General features: G+C 62.7%; 15 protein-coding genes. 9 read left to right on the forward strand and 6 right to left on the reverse strand.

Translation table 11 applies throughout. From position 1 onward, the window contains the following. The first annotated feature begins 150 nt into the window (after positions 1-150). The 4 genes from NKH63_RS23870 (at position 151) to NKH63_RS23885 (ending at position 4,148) form a co-directional block, all read left to right on the forward strand. Positions 151-588, forward strand: coding sequence for an NAD(P)H-binding protein (locus tag NKH63_RS23870; protein ID WP_023718398.1), 438 nt, complete (start codon positions 151-153; stop codon positions 586-588). 177 nt (positions 589-765) lie between these two features. After that, positions 766-2,925 carry a transglycosylase domain-containing protein gene (locus tag NKH63_RS23875; protein ID WP_352483642.1) on the forward strand — a complete coding sequence of 720 codons (2,160 nt, stop codon included), beginning with the start codon at positions 766-768 and terminating at the stop codon, positions 2,923-2,925. A gap of 97 nt (positions 2,926-3,022) precedes the next feature. Then, positions 3,023-3,607 carry a DUF1214 domain-containing protein gene (locus tag NKH63_RS23880; RefSeq protein WP_023718400.1) on the forward strand — a complete coding sequence of 195 codons (585 nt, stop codon included), beginning with the start codon at positions 3,023-3,025 and terminating at the stop codon, positions 3,605-3,607. Further along, positions 3,600-4,148: a DUF1254 domain-containing protein gene (locus tag NKH63_RS23885; RefSeq protein WP_023718401.1), complete on the forward strand. Its 549-nt coding sequence runs from the start codon at positions 3,600-3,602 to the stop codon at positions 4,146-4,148. Before NKH63_RS23880 ends, NKH63_RS23885 begins: the two co-directional genes overlap by 8 nt. Before the next feature lie 14 nt (positions 4,149-4,162). Here NKH63_RS23885 and NKH63_RS23890 read toward each other — a convergent pair whose 3' ends face one another. Continuing rightward, complete coding sequence (locus NKH63_RS23890) at positions 4,163-4,354, reverse strand: hypothetical protein (RefSeq protein ID WP_031193791.1); 192 nt, start codon at positions 4,352-4,354, stop codon at positions 4,163-4,165. A 187-nt stretch (positions 4,355-4,541) separates the two neighbouring features. Here NKH63_RS23890 and NKH63_RS23895 point away from each other — a divergent pair, with 187 nt between their 5' ends. Next, entirely contained in the window at positions 4,542-5,552 is a 1,011-nt protein-coding gene (locus NKH63_RS23895; RefSeq protein ID WP_023718402.1) for a DUF2336 domain-containing protein, read from the forward strand. Between the two features lie 4 nt (positions 5,553-5,556). Here the strand turns inward: NKH63_RS23895 and NKH63_RS23900 are convergent, their stop codons facing one another. The 3 genes from NKH63_RS23900 to NKH63_RS23910 all read right to left on the reverse strand — a co-directional run bounded on the left by NKH63_RS23900 (position 5,557) and on the right by NKH63_RS23910 (position 8,486). Continuing rightward, a complete protein-coding gene (locus NKH63_RS23900) occupies positions 5,557-5,904 on the reverse strand; it encodes a DUF1491 family protein (protein ID WP_023718403.1) in 348 nt (115 codons plus the stop codon). A gap of 94 nt (positions 5,905-5,998) precedes the next feature. Then, positions 5,999-6,766 carry a peptidoglycan-binding domain-containing protein gene (locus NKH63_RS23905; RefSeq protein ID WP_023718404.1) on the reverse strand — a complete coding sequence of 256 codons (768 nt, stop codon included), beginning with the start codon at positions 6,764-6,766 and terminating at the stop codon, positions 5,999-6,001. Beyond that, a complete protein-coding gene (locus tag NKH63_RS23910; RefSeq protein ID WP_023718405.1) occupies positions 6,741-8,486 on the reverse strand; it encodes an ATP-binding protein in 1,746 nt (581 codons plus the stop codon). The genes NKH63_RS23905 and NKH63_RS23910 overlap by 26 nt, the downstream gene beginning before the upstream one ends. A gap of 519 nt (positions 8,487-9,005) precedes the next feature. Here NKH63_RS23910 and NKH63_RS23915 point away from each other — a divergent pair. Next, entirely contained in the window at positions 9,006-9,374 is a 369-nt protein-coding gene (locus NKH63_RS23915; protein ID WP_352483674.1) for a DUF5330 domain-containing protein, read from the forward strand. A 113-nt stretch (positions 9,375-9,487) separates the two neighbouring features. Then, complete coding sequence (locus NKH63_RS23920) at positions 9,488-9,916, forward strand: SufE family protein (protein WP_023718407.1); 429 nt, start codon at positions 9,488-9,490, stop codon at positions 9,914-9,916. Between the two features lie 113 nt (positions 9,917-10,029). Here the strand turns inward: NKH63_RS23920 and NKH63_RS23925 are convergent, their stop codons facing one another. Both NKH63_RS23925 and NKH63_RS23930 read right to left on the reverse strand, forming a co-directional pair. Continuing rightward, the gene (locus tag NKH63_RS23925; protein ID WP_023677844.1) at positions 10,030-10,455 is read right to left on the reverse strand and encodes a Ros/MucR family transcriptional regulator; all 426 of its coding nucleotides are present in this window, start codon (positions 10,453-10,455) and stop codon (positions 10,030-10,032) included. Between the two features lie 413 nt (positions 10,456-10,868). Beyond that, positions 10,869-11,240, reverse strand: a complete 372-nt coding sequence (locus tag NKH63_RS23930) for an SH3 domain-containing protein (RefSeq protein WP_023718408.1) — start codon at positions 11,238-11,240, stop codon at positions 10,869-10,871. A 115-nt stretch (positions 11,241-11,355) separates the two neighbouring features. Between NKH63_RS23930 and NKH63_RS23935 the strand changes: the two genes are divergently transcribed. Together NKH63_RS23935 and NKH63_RS23940 are read left to right on the forward strand one after the other, a co-directional pair. Further along, the gene (locus NKH63_RS23935) at positions 11,356-13,467 is read left to right on the forward strand and encodes a S9 family peptidase (RefSeq protein ID WP_352918904.1); all 2,112 of its coding nucleotides are present in this window, start codon (positions 11,356-11,358) and stop codon (positions 13,465-13,467) included. 79 nt (positions 13,468-13,546) lie between these two features. Beyond that, on the forward strand, positions 13,547-14,173 hold the full coding sequence (locus tag NKH63_RS23940) for a LysE family translocator (protein WP_352483644.1): 627 nt from the start codon (positions 13,547-13,549) through the stop codon (positions 14,171-14,173). Positions 14,174-14,313: the final 140 nt, after the last annotated feature.

Consider the following 14,313-nt stretch of genomic DNA (forward strand, 5'->3'; position numbering starts at 1 on the left):
CCGAAGCCAAATGCAGCCACGAAGACCAAAGTGGCAGAGGAAAGCCGCTTCGATCGCATTCGCAGGCTTGCCGACAAGCACAGGAAAGCCGACGCCGGCACGATAGGCCGCGACCCGAAAAAGATCGCGGACAAGCGTCCCATGTGACGATTGCCAATCCTCGGCACCCCGCGCAAGCGCGGCACCAGACCCTTATCGCGTCTCGTCGCTGATCAGCGCCAGCTGAATGCGATTCTTGCCCGAACGCACAAGCGCCGTCAGTGCCTGCATGGTGCGGTCAAGCTTATCTCCGAGCGGCGGCAACTGGGGCCGCTACTTGGCGGCGTCATCGTACCGTTGGTTCTGCGCCATGAGGTGGCGGACCACGAGGTGAAGGAAAGCCTGATCGTTCAATCCAGGCTCGACTGGACCATCGTGGAGCCGCCCAGGTTGAGCAATGGAGCGGCAACGGGCGAATTCCGCCACGGCAACGGCATCCGGTCGGCGTCGCTGCTGCCGACGCTGGCGCGTGCCGACGTGGCGGCCTTCATGCTCGCCCAACTCGACGGCACCACCTACTCGCGCAGGGTAGCCAACATCCTGCGCTGACGCCTCGCAGGAGCCGTCTTCCCCTCGACGAAGCGCCCGCTATATCTTCATCGTCCTTACCTTCATCGCCCTTGTCGGCAGCACCAAAATGGACGAATAGTCTTGCAAGGTGCGCCGCCGTGAAATTGCCGGCATGCGGTTTCTCAGTTGGCGGCATCGCCGCAGCCGGATCCTGGAATGGCTAGTCCTTTGGAACCACGCAAGAGAAGAGGTCCGATCGCCGCAAGGCTGCTGGCGGTGGATGCGTGGATCGATTCCTCGGTCTACGAAATCGGCTTCAGGGCGCGTCAGTTCTGGGAAGCGGCGACCATCTTCTCGCGGCGTTTCCGCGTCGGCGGCTGGCGCCGCGGCATGATTGAACTGTTGAGTGAAGGATTTACGCTCGGTGCGGGCGGCATCGTTGTGCTTTTGGCGCTGGCCTTGCCGGCCTTTCAGATAACCGCCGGCGACTGGCGCACGCAGGGCGACTTCGCCGTCACCTTCCTCGACCGCTACGGCAACGAGATCGGCCAGCGCGGCATTATCCAGCGCGATTCGGTGCCGGTCGACGAGATGCCCGACCATGTCATCAAGGCGGTGCTGGCCACCGAGGACCGGCGCTTCTTCGACCATTACGGCATCGACGTGCTCGGCCTGTCGCGGGCGATATTCGAGAACGTACGGGCGAATTCTGTCGTCCAGGGCGGCTCGAGCATCACCCAGCAGCTGGCCAAGAACCTGTTCCTGACCAATGAGCGGACATTCGAGCGCAAGATCAAGGAAGCCTTCCTGTCGCTATGGCTCGAAGCCAATCTGTCGAAGAAGGAAATCCTGCAGCTTTACCTCGACCGCGCCTATATGGGCGGCGGCACCTTCGGCATCGAGGCGGCGGCAGATTTCTATTTCGGCAAGAGCGTCAAGGACCTGAACCTTGCCGAGGCGGCGATGCTGGCCGGCCTGTTCAAGGCACCGACCAAATATGCGCCGCACATAAACCTGCCCGCCGCCCGGGCGCGCGCCAATGTCGTGCTGTCCAACCTGGTCGATTCCGGCTTCATGACCGAAGGCCAGGTGCTGCAGGCAAGATTACACCCGGCCGAAATCGTTGATCGCGGCGAGCAGAAAAGCCCCGACTACTATCTCGATTGGGCCTTCGAAGAGGTCAAGAAGATCGCCGCCAAAGGCGGCCCGCACTCGCTTGTCGCCCACACCACCTTCGACGCCAACATCCAGAAGGCGGCCGAAGAATCGATGGAGTTCCACCTCCGCCAGTTCGGCAAGGAATACAACGTCACCGAGGGCGCCATCGTCGTCATCGAGACCAACGGCGCGGTCCGGGCGATCGTCGGCGGCCGCGACTACGGCGCCAGCCAGTTCAACCGCGCCACCAAGGCACTTCGCCAGACCGGCTCCTCGTTCAAGCCCTATGTCTATGCGACGGCGATGGAGCATGGCTTCACGCCGGATTCGGTGGTTTCCGGCGGACCCATCTCCTGGGGCAGTTGGTCGCCCCACAATTACAATGGCGGGTCGGCCGGCAAGGTGACGCTGATCACGGCGATGGCCAAATCGATCAACACCGTGCCGGTGCGGCTGGCCAAGGATTATCTCGGCATCAAGCCGATCAAGGCGATGGCCGAGGCGATGGGCGTCGAGTCGCCGCTGGAATCACACAAGACCATGGTGCTCGGCACGTCGGGCATGACCGTGATGGACCAGGCGACGGGCTACAGCGTGTTCGCCCAGAACGGCTTTGCCGGAACCCGGCACGGCGTCAGCCAACTCATCACCCGCACCGGCGAGGTGGTCTACGACTTCGCCAAGGATGCGCCGCCGCCGCACCGGGTGCTGTCGGAGCAGGCGCTCAAATACATGAACACCATGCTGGCCGCCGTTCCGGTGATCGGTACGGCCCGGCGCGCGGCCCTTCCAAACATCGTCGTCGCCGGCAAGACCGGCACGACCCAGTCCTACCGCGATGCCTGGTTTGTCGGCTTTACCGGCAACTACACGGCCGCCGTCTGGCTTGGCAATGACGACTTCACCGCGACCAACAAGATGACCGGCGGCACCCTGCCGGCCATGGTGTGGCAGCGCCTGATGCTCTATGCGCACCAGAATATCGACCTCAGACCGATCCCTGGCCTCGATCACCCCTTCGTCGATGCCGAAATCGCTGCCAAGGCCGAGGAAGCGGAAAAGAAGAGCGCCGAACAGGCAGCAGCCGATGCCGCCGCCGAGCGTCCGCCGGTGCTGTCCAGCCGGACCACCCAGACCCTGAAGGAACTCACCAAGCTGTTCCAGGCGGCACCCGTGCTCGACGCGCCCGCTGCACCGGAGACCCTCTCGGCGCTCTGAGCGGTCAATTCCACAGGGCCGCTTGCCACAAGCCCCCGCACCGCGATATCCCGAGCGACAGTCTTTCAGTCCCCGGCCTTCGGTTCCCCGGCTCCTCATGCTCAAGAATGCCTTCCTGACACTGCTTTCGCTTGCCATCGCCGTCGTCGGCGGTGGCGGCAGCGTCTGGTATGCACTGAAGCTGCAGGACGGCGTCGGCGCCATCAGGATCGGCCAATGGACCGCCTTCCCCGATATCGGCACGCCGACGGCGGATCCTTATTCGAAGGCCCGCGTGGCGCGCGAAGGCGTGCTGGCGCTCGGACAGGCGGAAGGACTGTCCTTCATCGCCGAGCGCGATTCCGGCGGCGAGCAACTCAAGCGGCAATGTGCCTACAAGATTGCGGGCGGCTTTCCCACCGCCCGGTTCTGGACCCTCTATGCCGCAGATCGGTCGCTTGGCGTGATCGAGACCGGCAAGCCGAGGCTGGCTGCGCTGCAGTCCTATCAAGTGCTGCGCGAGGCCGACAATTCGGTGATCATTTCCGTCGGCAGCCGCCCGGCGCCCGACAACTGGCTGCTGACCAGCGGCGCCGGCGGGATGTACTTCGTGCTCACGTTCTATGACACGCCGATCGCCAGCAGCACCGGCCTCTCGGACGTCACGCTGCCGCAGATCCAGAAGGTCGGCTGCAATGCGTAGCCTGCTGCATGCCGTGCTGCTCGGCCTGCTTGGCGGCGGCATCGTGCACATCATCGTGCTGCTGCTCGTCCCCGAGTTTTCCGAACGCGACGCCTGGTCGCGATTGGCCATGGCTTCGGATCTCTACAAGATGACCAGGCTCGACGCGGAAGCCGGCGGCGCGCCGGTGGTGAAATCGGTCGATCCGCTGTTTTATGCGGCGGCTTGCCGCTTCGACCTTGCCGAGGGGATGGTGCGGGTCAAGGCGCCGGGAAAGGTGCCGTTCTGGTCGATATCGGTCTATGACCGCGGCGGCCACAACATCTACTCGTTCAACGACCGCAGCGCGACCGCAGGCGTGCTCGACACCGTGGTGCTGACGCCGGCGCAGATGATCGAGGTCCGCAAGAATCTTCCCGCGGAACTGCAAGGGGCGATCTTCGTCGAAGCGCCGATAGCGGAAGGCATGTTCGTCATCCGCTCGTTCGTGCCCGACGACAGCTGGAAGCCGATCGTCTCGCGGTTTCTCGAACAGAGTTCCTGCGAACTGCAGGATTTTTAACCCACTTCCGATGCTCAGTGATGCGGTACCGGCAATGTCCCCGAAGGTCCCGGCTTATCGGGGCCGACCGGCCGCGTCTCGCCGGTCAGCGGCCGCTGCTCGTAGCGGACCCCGGGAAAGATGATCACCGCCGCCGGCGTTCCCGCGGTTTGTTGTGCTCGATTGGTTGCCGCCGTTCGCGGCACGAAAGACAGTACCATGCCCATGGTTCGCGTATTCCTCTCGGTTGCTCCGGAGCACAACGCAACGCCTCCATAGTCGATTAAGGAGGCAGTAGGTTAACGGAGCGCTAACGGATCGCCGCTAAATTGATCTTTGTTCTTGGGAAACGCGAAACCGGTACAGCCCGGCAGAGCGCAGTCCAGATCGTGTCGAGTGTCGGGCGTATCCTTCGTGTCAGCTTCGGATTTCAGGCAAATCGCAGCAGGAGCTGAATCGGGAAAGGCCGAGAGGCTGTTCCGCGCCGCGGTGTCGGCGTTCTGTTCGCTCACCCGACCTTCACGCCGCGAGATCGCGCAGCTCGAAGACCTGACGCTGCCGCTTTTCGACAATGTCTCGGTCGAATCGCGCCGCTACGTCGCGGCAGCCCTTTCCGAATGCGAATATGCACCCGCCGCGCTGGTGCGGCGGCTTTGCCAGGAGCGGGTCGATATCGCCGCTCCGCTGCTCATCCGCTCGCGTGCCCTCAGCGACGTCGACCTCATCGCGCTGATCGGGCGCCACGGGCTGCCGCATGCCCGTGCCATTGCCCGCCGTAAGGATCTCAATCAAACGATCGCGGATCTCATCAAAGTGCTCGAAAGGCCGACGCTGGTGCGGTCGCAACAGCAGCCGGAAACAACCGCCAAAGCCGCGTCCGAAAACGCCGAAGTGGTTGCGAGCGATGCCAACAGGCAAGAGGCTTCCGATGCCGCCGAAACAGTACGCCGCCGGTTGCGATCCATGATGCGCGCCGAGAGCGGCACCGCTATCGGTCCGTTCGTCGAGCCGCAAACCTATGTCAAGCTGCGCGAGACCGCGCTGACCGGCAATGCGGCATTCTTCCAGACAGCGCTCGCCGATGCGCTCGAAGTCGATTTTTCAACGGCGCGGACGCTCACCACGAGCCAAAATTACACACCGCTGCTGGCCGCCTTGCGCGCGCTCGACCTCAGCGAAGACAAGGCGTTCCTGATCACGGCCACCATCTATCCGACCGAGTTTCCGCACCCGCAGGCGATCCGCATCTTCCTCGACCGCTACCGCCTGCTGCACCGCGACGCGGCGTTGGACAGGCTCCGCGGCTGGAAGGCCGACACCGTGTCGAAAATCGTTCGCAAGCCCGGGCGCGTCGCCGCAAACGCCGACCTGCGCAAGCCGAACAGCGCCGATGTTGCCGCTGTCCCAAAGGCCCGTCGCGTCTGAAAAGTTACGGCAACTTGACCGAGATAAGCTCCTCAACGGGAATGGCGCCCGCCTCGACCTCGACCACCCAGATATCGGGATCGAATTTCTTCTCGCGCTCCAGCCGCGCGTCGAAGATGGCGGCATCGTCGCCCTCGCCGAGAAGGCTGAAGAAACGGTCGTCCGGCCTAGCCGAATCGTAGCTCGTCTGCGGCGCCGGCCCGAACAGCGCCATCTCCCCCAGCCTGCCCCGCGCCAGCACGAAAACCGCGCCGGCTTCCGTCGCGCCGCGCTTGACCACGGCGGCAAAGCCGCCGGCGCTGAAAACCCGACGCAACAGCGCCGATACCCACAGGTCGGTGGTTACCCGCATGGAGAATTCCTGGCCATGCGGCGGTCCTTACAGCATTGGCCGGAAGACTGTAACCGGTCTTTGCCGAGCGACCGGCGTGCGGCCGTCACGACCCTCAGTTGGTCAGGCCGATCTCGCGCATCTTGACGTAGACGATCTCGTCGGGCTCGCCGGTCTCGGGCAGGCCGAAAAGCGCCTGGAATTCCTTGATCGCGGCCTTGGTGCGTGCGCCGACGACGCCGTCCAATTGCATGTCGTCATTGCCGAAAGCTTTCAGTCCGGCCTGGATCTTGACGATGCGGGGATCAGGTGCCGCCGCATTTGCCGGTGCGGACGCTGGAATGGCGGCTGGAACAGCGGCCGTTTCGACCGGCCGCGGCACGGGATGCGGCACCACGGCCGCGGTCGTCGGCGTGGCACCCAGTTGATCCAGCAGAATGCTGTCGATCTCGCCGGAGGCATTCAATCCGACCTTCTGCTGATAGGCCTGGATGGCCTTGCGCGTATTCGGTCCGGGAATGCCGTCGACGGTGCCGGAATAGAAATCGAGATCCTTCAATATGCCCTGGACCTGCTCGACGACCGGGTCGCTCTTGATCGGCGCAGCCGCCGGACGCACGATGTTGATGGTGGTTTCGGGCTCGTCGCTGTCCGCCCGGGGAAAGCGCTCGATGCTCCTGGTGACGAAAAACGCGCCGGCGTGCGGAAAGGGCTGGTACCAAAGAGCGTTCGCCGAGACGTAGAACAGCGTCACCAGGAATGCGGTGGAGCCGCCGACCACAACTGGGTTGCGCGAGATCAGGCTGCCCAGAGCCATCGCTCCGTGCTCGAAGGCATTGCCGCGGCGTTTGACCGCCTTAGGCTGTTTTGCGGAGCGACCCATTGCTCTCCCCTTTGCCACCGTCCGCTCTGGCTTTGGCCGCGGACATCGGCACCACGCCGGTCTTCTCCGCCGAGTGGCCCGTCGGGCCGTTCACGGGAAGGCTGATCGTTACCGTGGTGCCCTCGCCCGGCATGCTTTCGATCGACATGGTGCCGTCGTGCAGCGCCACCAGCCCCTTCACCAGCGAAAGCCCAAGCCCGGTGCCTTCGAACCGACGGGTATAGTCGTTCTGTATCTGCATGAACGGCTTGCCGAGATTGGCAAAATCTTCCTCGGCGATGCCAATTCCGGTGTCCCGGACCCAGAAATGCAGCCGCGAGCCGATCCGCTTGGCGCCGATGACGACGTTGCCGCCTTCGGGCGTGAACTTGATCGCGTTGGAGACGAGATTGATCAGGATCTGCTGCACGGCGCGACGGTCGGCATTTATTTCACCTGCGTCCGGCGCGATCTGGGCCTGCAGATCAATGGCTTTTGCCTCGGCTTGCAGGCGCATCATCGACTGGCACATCTCGACCGCTTCGCGGAAGCGGAACGGTTCCGGTTCGGTCGCATAGGCGCCCGATTCGATCCGCGATACGTCGAGTATCGAGGTGACGACGGCAAGCAGGTGCTGGCCCGAATCCCGTACCAAGCCGACATATTCCTTCTGGCGCGGATCCTTGAAGGTGCCGAACATCTCGTGCAGCAGCATGTCCGAAAAACCGATGATGGCATTGAGCGGGGTGCGCAGCTCGTGGCTGACGACGGCAAGGAAGCGTCCTTTCGCCACCTCGGCCGAGGCAGCCGCTTCATTGGCGGCGGCAAGCTCCTGGCGCAGTCCGGCCAGTTCATCATTCTCGCGCAGAACGAGCGTGAAGACAGTCTCCTGCCCCGGCGCGCGCATCATCTCGAGCGAGAACGGCCGGTAATTGTCGGCCGTCACGCCGCTGTTCTGCGGCAGCCGGACGCGAAGGTCGAGCCGGCGCGACAGAGCGCCATCGCGCATATCGGCCAGCGCGCTGAGATACGGGACGCGATCGGACAGATGGATGCGATCGAAAAGCCCGGCGCCGAAAAGCAACTCCGGCGGCAGCCTCAGCATCGTGCGCGCCTTGGTCGAGGCGTCCAGAACCTCGCCATGCGCCGCTATTCGCAGCACGACAGCGTCGATCAGGTCTTCGAGCCGGTCGCTGCCGGCAGGATCGAGCTGTGCGTTGGCGGCGCCACGAAGTGGAGCGACACGCGGAAAGAGCGTGAGCGCCCAGGCCAGTGGTACCAGCCAGTGCCATGCGGCGATTTCGGTCTGGCCGAGCGGCAAGACGGAACCGGCGAAAGGCTGCAGCAAGACTGCGACAAGGGCCGATATGGCGCCCCAGATCACGGCACGGCGCGACTGGCCGATCCACCAGGCTTCAAACGGCAGCGCCACCGCAAGCACGGCAACCGGCGAGGCCACACCGCCGGCGGCAGCGACAAGGGCACCCAGGGCAACACTGCTCACGACCAAGGCTAGTTGGCCGGCCAGGGTGATCTTACCCGATGCAGCCACCAGCAGGGCGGCGAACCAGCAAAGGCCGAACGCGGCAAAGATCGCAGCCACAGTCACGGCCGCGCCCATGCCCGACGTGACCAGCGTCACCGCTGCACCTGCGCTGAAGAACGGAGCCGCCAGCATGACGCCAATGAACCGGCTGTGGCGGCGGCGGTCGTCCTGGCCGAGGACGGACGGATGAACCATCCGTTCGCAACCGGCGGCTATCGCGCCCGGCAACTCGGCGTATCTGGCCTTGATCGCACTCAACTCAACGCACCCGGTCGTGAACGGCCCTGCTTTGCAGGTGGCTTTTGTCGATCCGAAACTCGCATCCAGCGTTTAAGGAATGGATAAGGCTGGGCCGATCGTCCCCCGGCCGGCTGCAAATATCGGGATACCGGCGGCGAAAAACCGGGGCAATTGCCGCCATAGTAAACGGAGCGTTATCCGGACCGCCCGCGCCTGGACCTGCGGCCGAGGCCGCCAAACTGTCGCCGGTTCAAAAAATGAGCAGGAAAAACAACAGGTTGGATGGTTACCCTTTGCTGAATAAAATCTAAGTCGTTCGAGGCAAATGAATTTCAAAACGCTTCGTTTCGAATCTGCCTAAAATTTGAGGAAAACTGTTGCTTTCGGGACAAGCCGTCCTTTGCGCGTCCGTGCCAATATCGCCGTACAGGGGTCGTGCGGTTCGGATGCATGACCGTCATAAAGGACAGACAGATGGGCTTTCTGATAAGAGCTGCTTTCTGGTTTTCGCTGGTGCTTCTGGCGCTGCCGCTGGGTGTCGGCTCCGATGATGCGGGCCGTGAAAGCGTCGGACCGCTCCAGGCGCTGTTTGCCGCGCGCGAAGCCGTCGGCGACATCGCCGGCATCTGCGAGCGCAAGCCGGACGTGTGCGAGACCGGCAAATCGGCAATGCACACCATCACCGCCCGCGCAAAGGAGACCGCCAAGATCGCGACCGCCATGCTGGACGACAAGGCCGCTGAACCCGATACGGTGACGACCACCGGCAGCGTGCCCGAGGAAATCGTCTTGCCGGCGAAAGTCGATTTGCCGGCGAAAGTGCACTTGCCGGCAAAGAACTGAGACTGTTTCGGCCGAATCCATCGCTAAACCGCAGGGCGCCCCGCTCTCGGCGCCTGCGGCGTTTCTCCTCTTTTTCCGTGACGCGGCCGCGCCGGATGACTATATCCGGGGAAATGACCACGACGATCCAGACCATCCGCGACGACTTTTCCCTGCTCGACGAGTGGGAAGACCGCTATCGCTATGTGATTGAACTGGGTGAAGCGCTGCCGCCATTTCCCGACGAGCAACGCATACAAGCCAACAAGGTGCCCGGCTGCGTCAGCCAGGTCTGGCTGACCACCGAGCAAGGCGAGGGTGCCAATCCCGTTATTACCTTCAAGGGCGATTCCGACGCCCATATCGTGCGCGGCCTGGTTGCCATCATGCTGGCGCTGTTTTCGGGACGGCCCGCCAGCGAAATCCAGAGGACCGACGCAGAGGCAACGCTAAAGGCACTCGGACTTGACGAGCACCTGTCGCCGCAGCGCGCCAATGGTCTTCGCTCGATGGTCAAGCGTATCAAGCGTGACGCCGAGGCAGCGCTGAAGCAGACCGCCTGACCGGACGGCAATTACCAGCAGTATGAAGAACTGGCGGCCCGAGCTTGGTCTCCCCCCAATACAAAACGGCGCCCGAAGGCGCCGCTTGAGTGTCAAACCGGAAGAGCCGCTTGTCAGCGTCCCTTGCGCTTGCGACCGAGACCCATCTTCTTGGCGAGCTGCGAACGGGCGGCCGCATAATTGGGCGCAACCATCGGATAGCTCGGGTCCAGGTTCCACTTTTCGCGATACTGGTCGGGCGTCAGATCATAGTGGGTCATCAAGTGACGCTTGAGCGACTTGAACTTCTTGCCGTCTTCGAGACAGATGATGTAGTCGTCATGCACCGAACGCTTCGGATTTACCGCCGGCTTCTGCTTGTCGGCAGGCGGCTGCTCGGCGGCCCCGCCGACGCGCCCGAGAGCGGCATGGACATCGGCGATGAGGTTCGGCAATTCGCCGACCGGCACGGGATTGTTGCTGACATAGGCGGCCACCACATCGGCGGTGAGCTCGATCAGCGCGTCACTGTTTCTGGAAGGTGTTTCGGTAATATCCATGGCGTTCAGGCCCCAACGAGAATTGTTTCTGTTTGCGCCCGTTTCGATAGTTGGGCATCGCGCGAACTTGTGCAGGAAAAAGCCTCCGCGATTCGCGTCGCGCCATCTTAATGGGCCTGAGCGTCAAGTAAGTCAATTCGCTTCTTGCGCTCTATTCAGCGATACAAGTCAAATCTTTCATATTCAGCTTCACTCTTTCGTGCAGAGTGTAACTTTGCCGTTTTTTCTGGTCAGACCAGCATCGACTGACGCCGCGGCAAGCAGCCATTACACAGACGGCAGCAGGTAAATAGAGCTCAATGCTTGATCCTGCCCGCAGCATTACAGCCTGGCCGATCGGCGGATTCAGTAAAATCATAGGTTGCGAAGCGTTACTGTTGCTCGTGAGCCGTCGGCCGGAGCGGCGTGCTGCGTCACTGAAACGGGGTGATGTATTTTCCGTAGACCCAGCCGGTGACGAACTGGCCGCTCTGTGCCGGATCGTGCCAGACTTCGCACCAGCGATGGCGGATCTTCTGTTTCTGCTGCCAGTAGGTTTGGCTGGTCATGTCGAGCAGGTTTATCCCACCGGTGCATTTGCCGGTCATCTGCAGAACCGTCCCGTTGGGATAGGCGGCCTGCTTCTGCGAAGTTCCTGAAGGATATTTGCGCACATTGAGCGTGTCGCCGAACGGCACATTGGCCACTTGCCAAGCCGCAAAGGCAGTTGCATGAGATTGACCGGCATTGGCCAGGGTCATCGCAGCGACGGCGAGGGCCGCGGCAGTCCGAGAAAAAATATTCATTGTCCTCTCCTCCAGCCCGTCCTCTTGAGCCACCACGACAATAGATCGTAGCCCTTGAACCCGCGCTGATCGGCGTGTTCATTCGCCATTCAAGTAACTTCCACAGCGAGACGCAATGACCAGAACTCCAGTGTTTCCGACCGCCACCCCGCCGCAGCCGGAGAAGCGGCCGATCTTCGACACGCATCACGGCATGACGCGGACGGACGACTATGCCTGGCTGAGGGCCGTGAATTGGCAAGAGATGTTCAGGGACCCGTCGCTGCTCGACGGCCAGATCCGCGCCCACCTCGAAGCCGAGAATGCTTACCAGGCGGCGCTGATGGCCGATACGGTCCAACTGCAGAAACAGCTTTTCGCGGAAATGAAGGGACGCATCAAGGAAGACGATTCTTCCGTGCCGATGAAGGACGGGCCTTACGCCTACGGCTCCTCCTTCAAGCTTGGCGGCCAGCAGCCGCGTTATTTCCGCACGGCGCGCGACGGCGGCGACAAGCAGATCTTGCTCGACGGCGATGCCGAGGCCGAGGGCAAGCCCTATTTCCGCCTGGGCGGCGTCGATCATTCGGACGACCACCGCAAGCTGCTCTGGGCCTTCGACGACAAGGGTTCCGAATTCTACACGCTGCGCGTCCGCGATTTCGCCGGCGGCAACGATCTGACGGACAGGGTCCCCGACACCGGCGGCGGCGGTGTGTGGGATGCCGGCAATGACGGTTTTTTTTACACCCGCCTCGACCCCAACCACCGTCCTTCCAAAGTGCTGTTCCATGCGCTTGGCGATAGTCCTGAAAACGACCGGCTGATCTACGAGGAAACCGATCCGGGCTTCTTCATGGATGTCGGCGGCACACGCTCCAACGAGTGGATCATGATCGGCATCAACGACCATGAGACCTCGGAATATCGCATCATGAACGCCAACGAACCGTCCGCAGAGCCGAAGCTGGTTGCGGCACGCCAGACCGGCTTGCAGTACGACCTTGAGGAAGGCGGCGACATCTTCTTCATCCTCACAAATGCCGACGGCGCCAAGGACTTCAAGATCATGACGGCGCCGGCCCATGATCCGGTGCGCGCCAACTGGCAGGAACTGGTGCCGCACGAAGCGGGCCGGCTGATCCTTTCGGTAATCGGCTTCAAGGACCACATGGTCCGGCTGGAGCGCAAGGAAGGCCTGCCACGCATCGTCGTGCGCGATCGCAAGAGCGGCGAAGAGCACCTGATCTCCTTCGACGAGGAAGCCTTCTCGCTCGGCCTGTCCGGCTCCTACGAATACGACACCGAAATCATGCGCTTTTCCTATTCGTCGATGACGACGCCGGAGCAGGTCTTCGATTACAACATGCGCACCCGCGAGCGCGTGCTGCTCAAGACCCAGGAAGTGCCGTCCGGCCATGACCCGGAGCACTATGTCACGCGCCGGCTGATGGCGCCTGCCGCCGACGGCGAACTGGTGCCGATCTCGCTCCTCCACCACCGCGACACGCCGCTCGACGGATCGGCGCCTTGCCTGCTTTACGGCTACGGATCTTACGGCATAGCCGTACCCGCCGCGTTCAACACCAATTTGTTTTCGCTGGTCGACCGCGGCTTTGTCTACGCGATTGCCCATGTCCGCGGCGGCAAGGACAAGGGCTATGGCTGGTACGACGACGGCAAGCGGGCGAACAAGATGAATACGTTCACCGATTTTGTCGCTGCCGCCCACCACCTCGTCGCCGAACGCTATACGCAGCATGACCGCATCGTCGCGCAAGGCGGCTCGGCCGGCGGCATGCTGATGGGCGCGGTCGCCAACATGGCGCCGCAATGCTTCGGCGGCATCGTCGCCGAGGTTCCCTTCGTCGACGTGCTCACCACCATGCTCGACGCAAGCTTGCCGCTGACGCCGCCGGAATGGCCGGAATGGGGCAACCCGATCGCTTCGGCGGAGGATTACCGGACCATCGCCGCCTACTCGCCCTACGACAATGTCGCCGCACTCGACTATCCACCGATCCTGGCGCTGGCCGGCCTGACCGACCCGCGCGTCACCTATTGGGAGCCGGCCAAATGGGTGGCGCGGTTGCGCGACCGCAAGACAGGGGGGAATCCGGTTCTGTTCAAGATCAACATGGATTCAGGCCACGCCGGCGCCTCCGGCCGGTTTTCCAGGCTGGAGGAAATCGCGTTCACCTATGCCTTCGCGCTCAAGGTAACAGGCAAGGCCGAACCAGCCGCGTGAAGTCGGGGGAGAGCGGTCATTGCCTTCCGTTCCGAGACGTGGCTTTCATTCGCGGTAAGAGTTGCGGAGACGCCCACCAATGATCGATCTCGCCACATTGATTGCGTATGTCGCGGTTGTGCTTGGCTTTGTCTTCATCCCCGGTCCGGCCACCCTTCTGACCGTGGCGCGGGCCACCAGTTCCGGAACCAGGGTTGGCATCGCCACCGGCGCGGGGATCGCGGCCGGCGACGTGGTTCACACCTTCATGGCGATCGTCGGCATTTCGGCGATCATTGCCACGTCGGCGGCGCTTTTCAGCATCGTGAAGTACATCGGCGCAGCCTACCTCATTTATCTCGGCATTCGCGCGATCATCGAGAAAACGCCTGCCTATCCGGCCGCCGGCGCACTTGCGATCCCCGCTACCAAAGCATTTCGGCAGGCTGTTTTGACCGAGGTTCTCAACCCCAAGACCGCGCTTTTCTTCCTTGCATTTCTTCCGCAGTTCGTGCGGCCTGAAAACGGATCGGTGATGCTTCAACTGGCGACATTGGGCGTGATCTTTGTTCTGTTGGGCCTCATCAGCACGCTGGTTTTCGCCGTGGGTGCGGGCGGCCTCGGTGCATTCCTGCGCCGAAACCCGACGGTGCTGAGATGGCAAGGCAAGGCTGTCGGCGGCATCTATTGCGCCTTGGGCATCCGGCCGGCGCTGCAACAGCGCTAGGACCTCGACAGGCGACGCCGTATGAGGCTTCGGATAATGGGCAGGCACAGCTGATTTTCCGCTCGCAATTGCAAAGGCCGCGCGCTACCCAGTGCGCGGCTTTTCACAGCCGCGCCAACACACAATCACCCAGGGATCTG

This window comes from Mesorhizobium sp. M0960 (genome assembly GCF_040319055.1).
Classification (GTDB): Bacteria; Pseudomonadota; Alphaproteobacteria; order Rhizobiales; family Rhizobiaceae; genus Mesorhizobium.

Coding starts and splice junctions, on each gene's coding strand:
- NKH63_RS23930 (WP_023718408.1), bottom strand. CDS start 11,240: ATGAATATTTTTTCTCGGACTGCCGCGGCCCTCGCCGTCGCTGCGATG.
- NKH63_RS23910 (WP_023718405.1), bottom strand. CDS start 8,486: ATGGTTCATCCGTCCGTCCTCGGCCAGGACGACCGCCGCCGCCACAGC.
- NKH63_RS23890 (WP_031193791.1), bottom strand. CDS start 4,354: ATGGGCATGGTACTGTCTTTCGTGCCGCGAACGGCGGCAACCAATCGA.
- NKH63_RS23915 (WP_352483674.1), top strand. CDS start 9,006: ATGGGCTTTCTGATAAGAGCTGCTTTCTGGTTTTCGCTGGTGCTTCTG.
- NKH63_RS23875 (WP_352483642.1), top strand. CDS start 766: ATGGCTAGTCCTTTGGAACCACGCAAGAGAAGAGGTCCGATCGCCGCA.
- NKH63_RS23920 (WP_023718407.1), top strand. CDS start 9,488: ATGACCACGACGATCCAGACCATCCGCGACGACTTTTCCCTGCTCGAC.
- NKH63_RS23905 (WP_023718404.1), bottom strand. CDS start 6,766: ATGGGTCGCTCCGCAAAACAGCCTAAGGCGGTCAAACGCCGCGGCAAT.
- NKH63_RS23880 (WP_023718400.1), top strand. CDS start 3,023: ATGCTCAAGAATGCCTTCCTGACACTGCTTTCGCTTGCCATCGCCGTC.
- NKH63_RS23935 (WP_352918904.1), top strand. CDS start 11,356: ATGACCAGAACTCCAGTGTTTCCGACCGCCACCCCGCCGCAGCCGGAG.
- NKH63_RS23925 (WP_023677844.1), bottom strand. CDS start 10,455: ATGGATATTACCGAAACACCTTCCAGAAACAGTGACGCGCTGATCGAG.
- NKH63_RS23940 (WP_352483644.1), top strand. CDS start 13,547: ATGATCGATCTCGCCACATTGATTGCGTATGTCGCGGTTGTGCTTGGC.
- NKH63_RS23885 (WP_023718401.1), top strand. CDS start 3,600: ATGCGTAGCCTGCTGCATGCCGTGCTGCTCGGCCTGCTTGGCGGCGGC.
- NKH63_RS23900 (WP_023718403.1), bottom strand. CDS start 5,904: ATGCGGGTAACCACCGACCTGTGGGTATCGGCGCTGTTGCGTCGGGTT.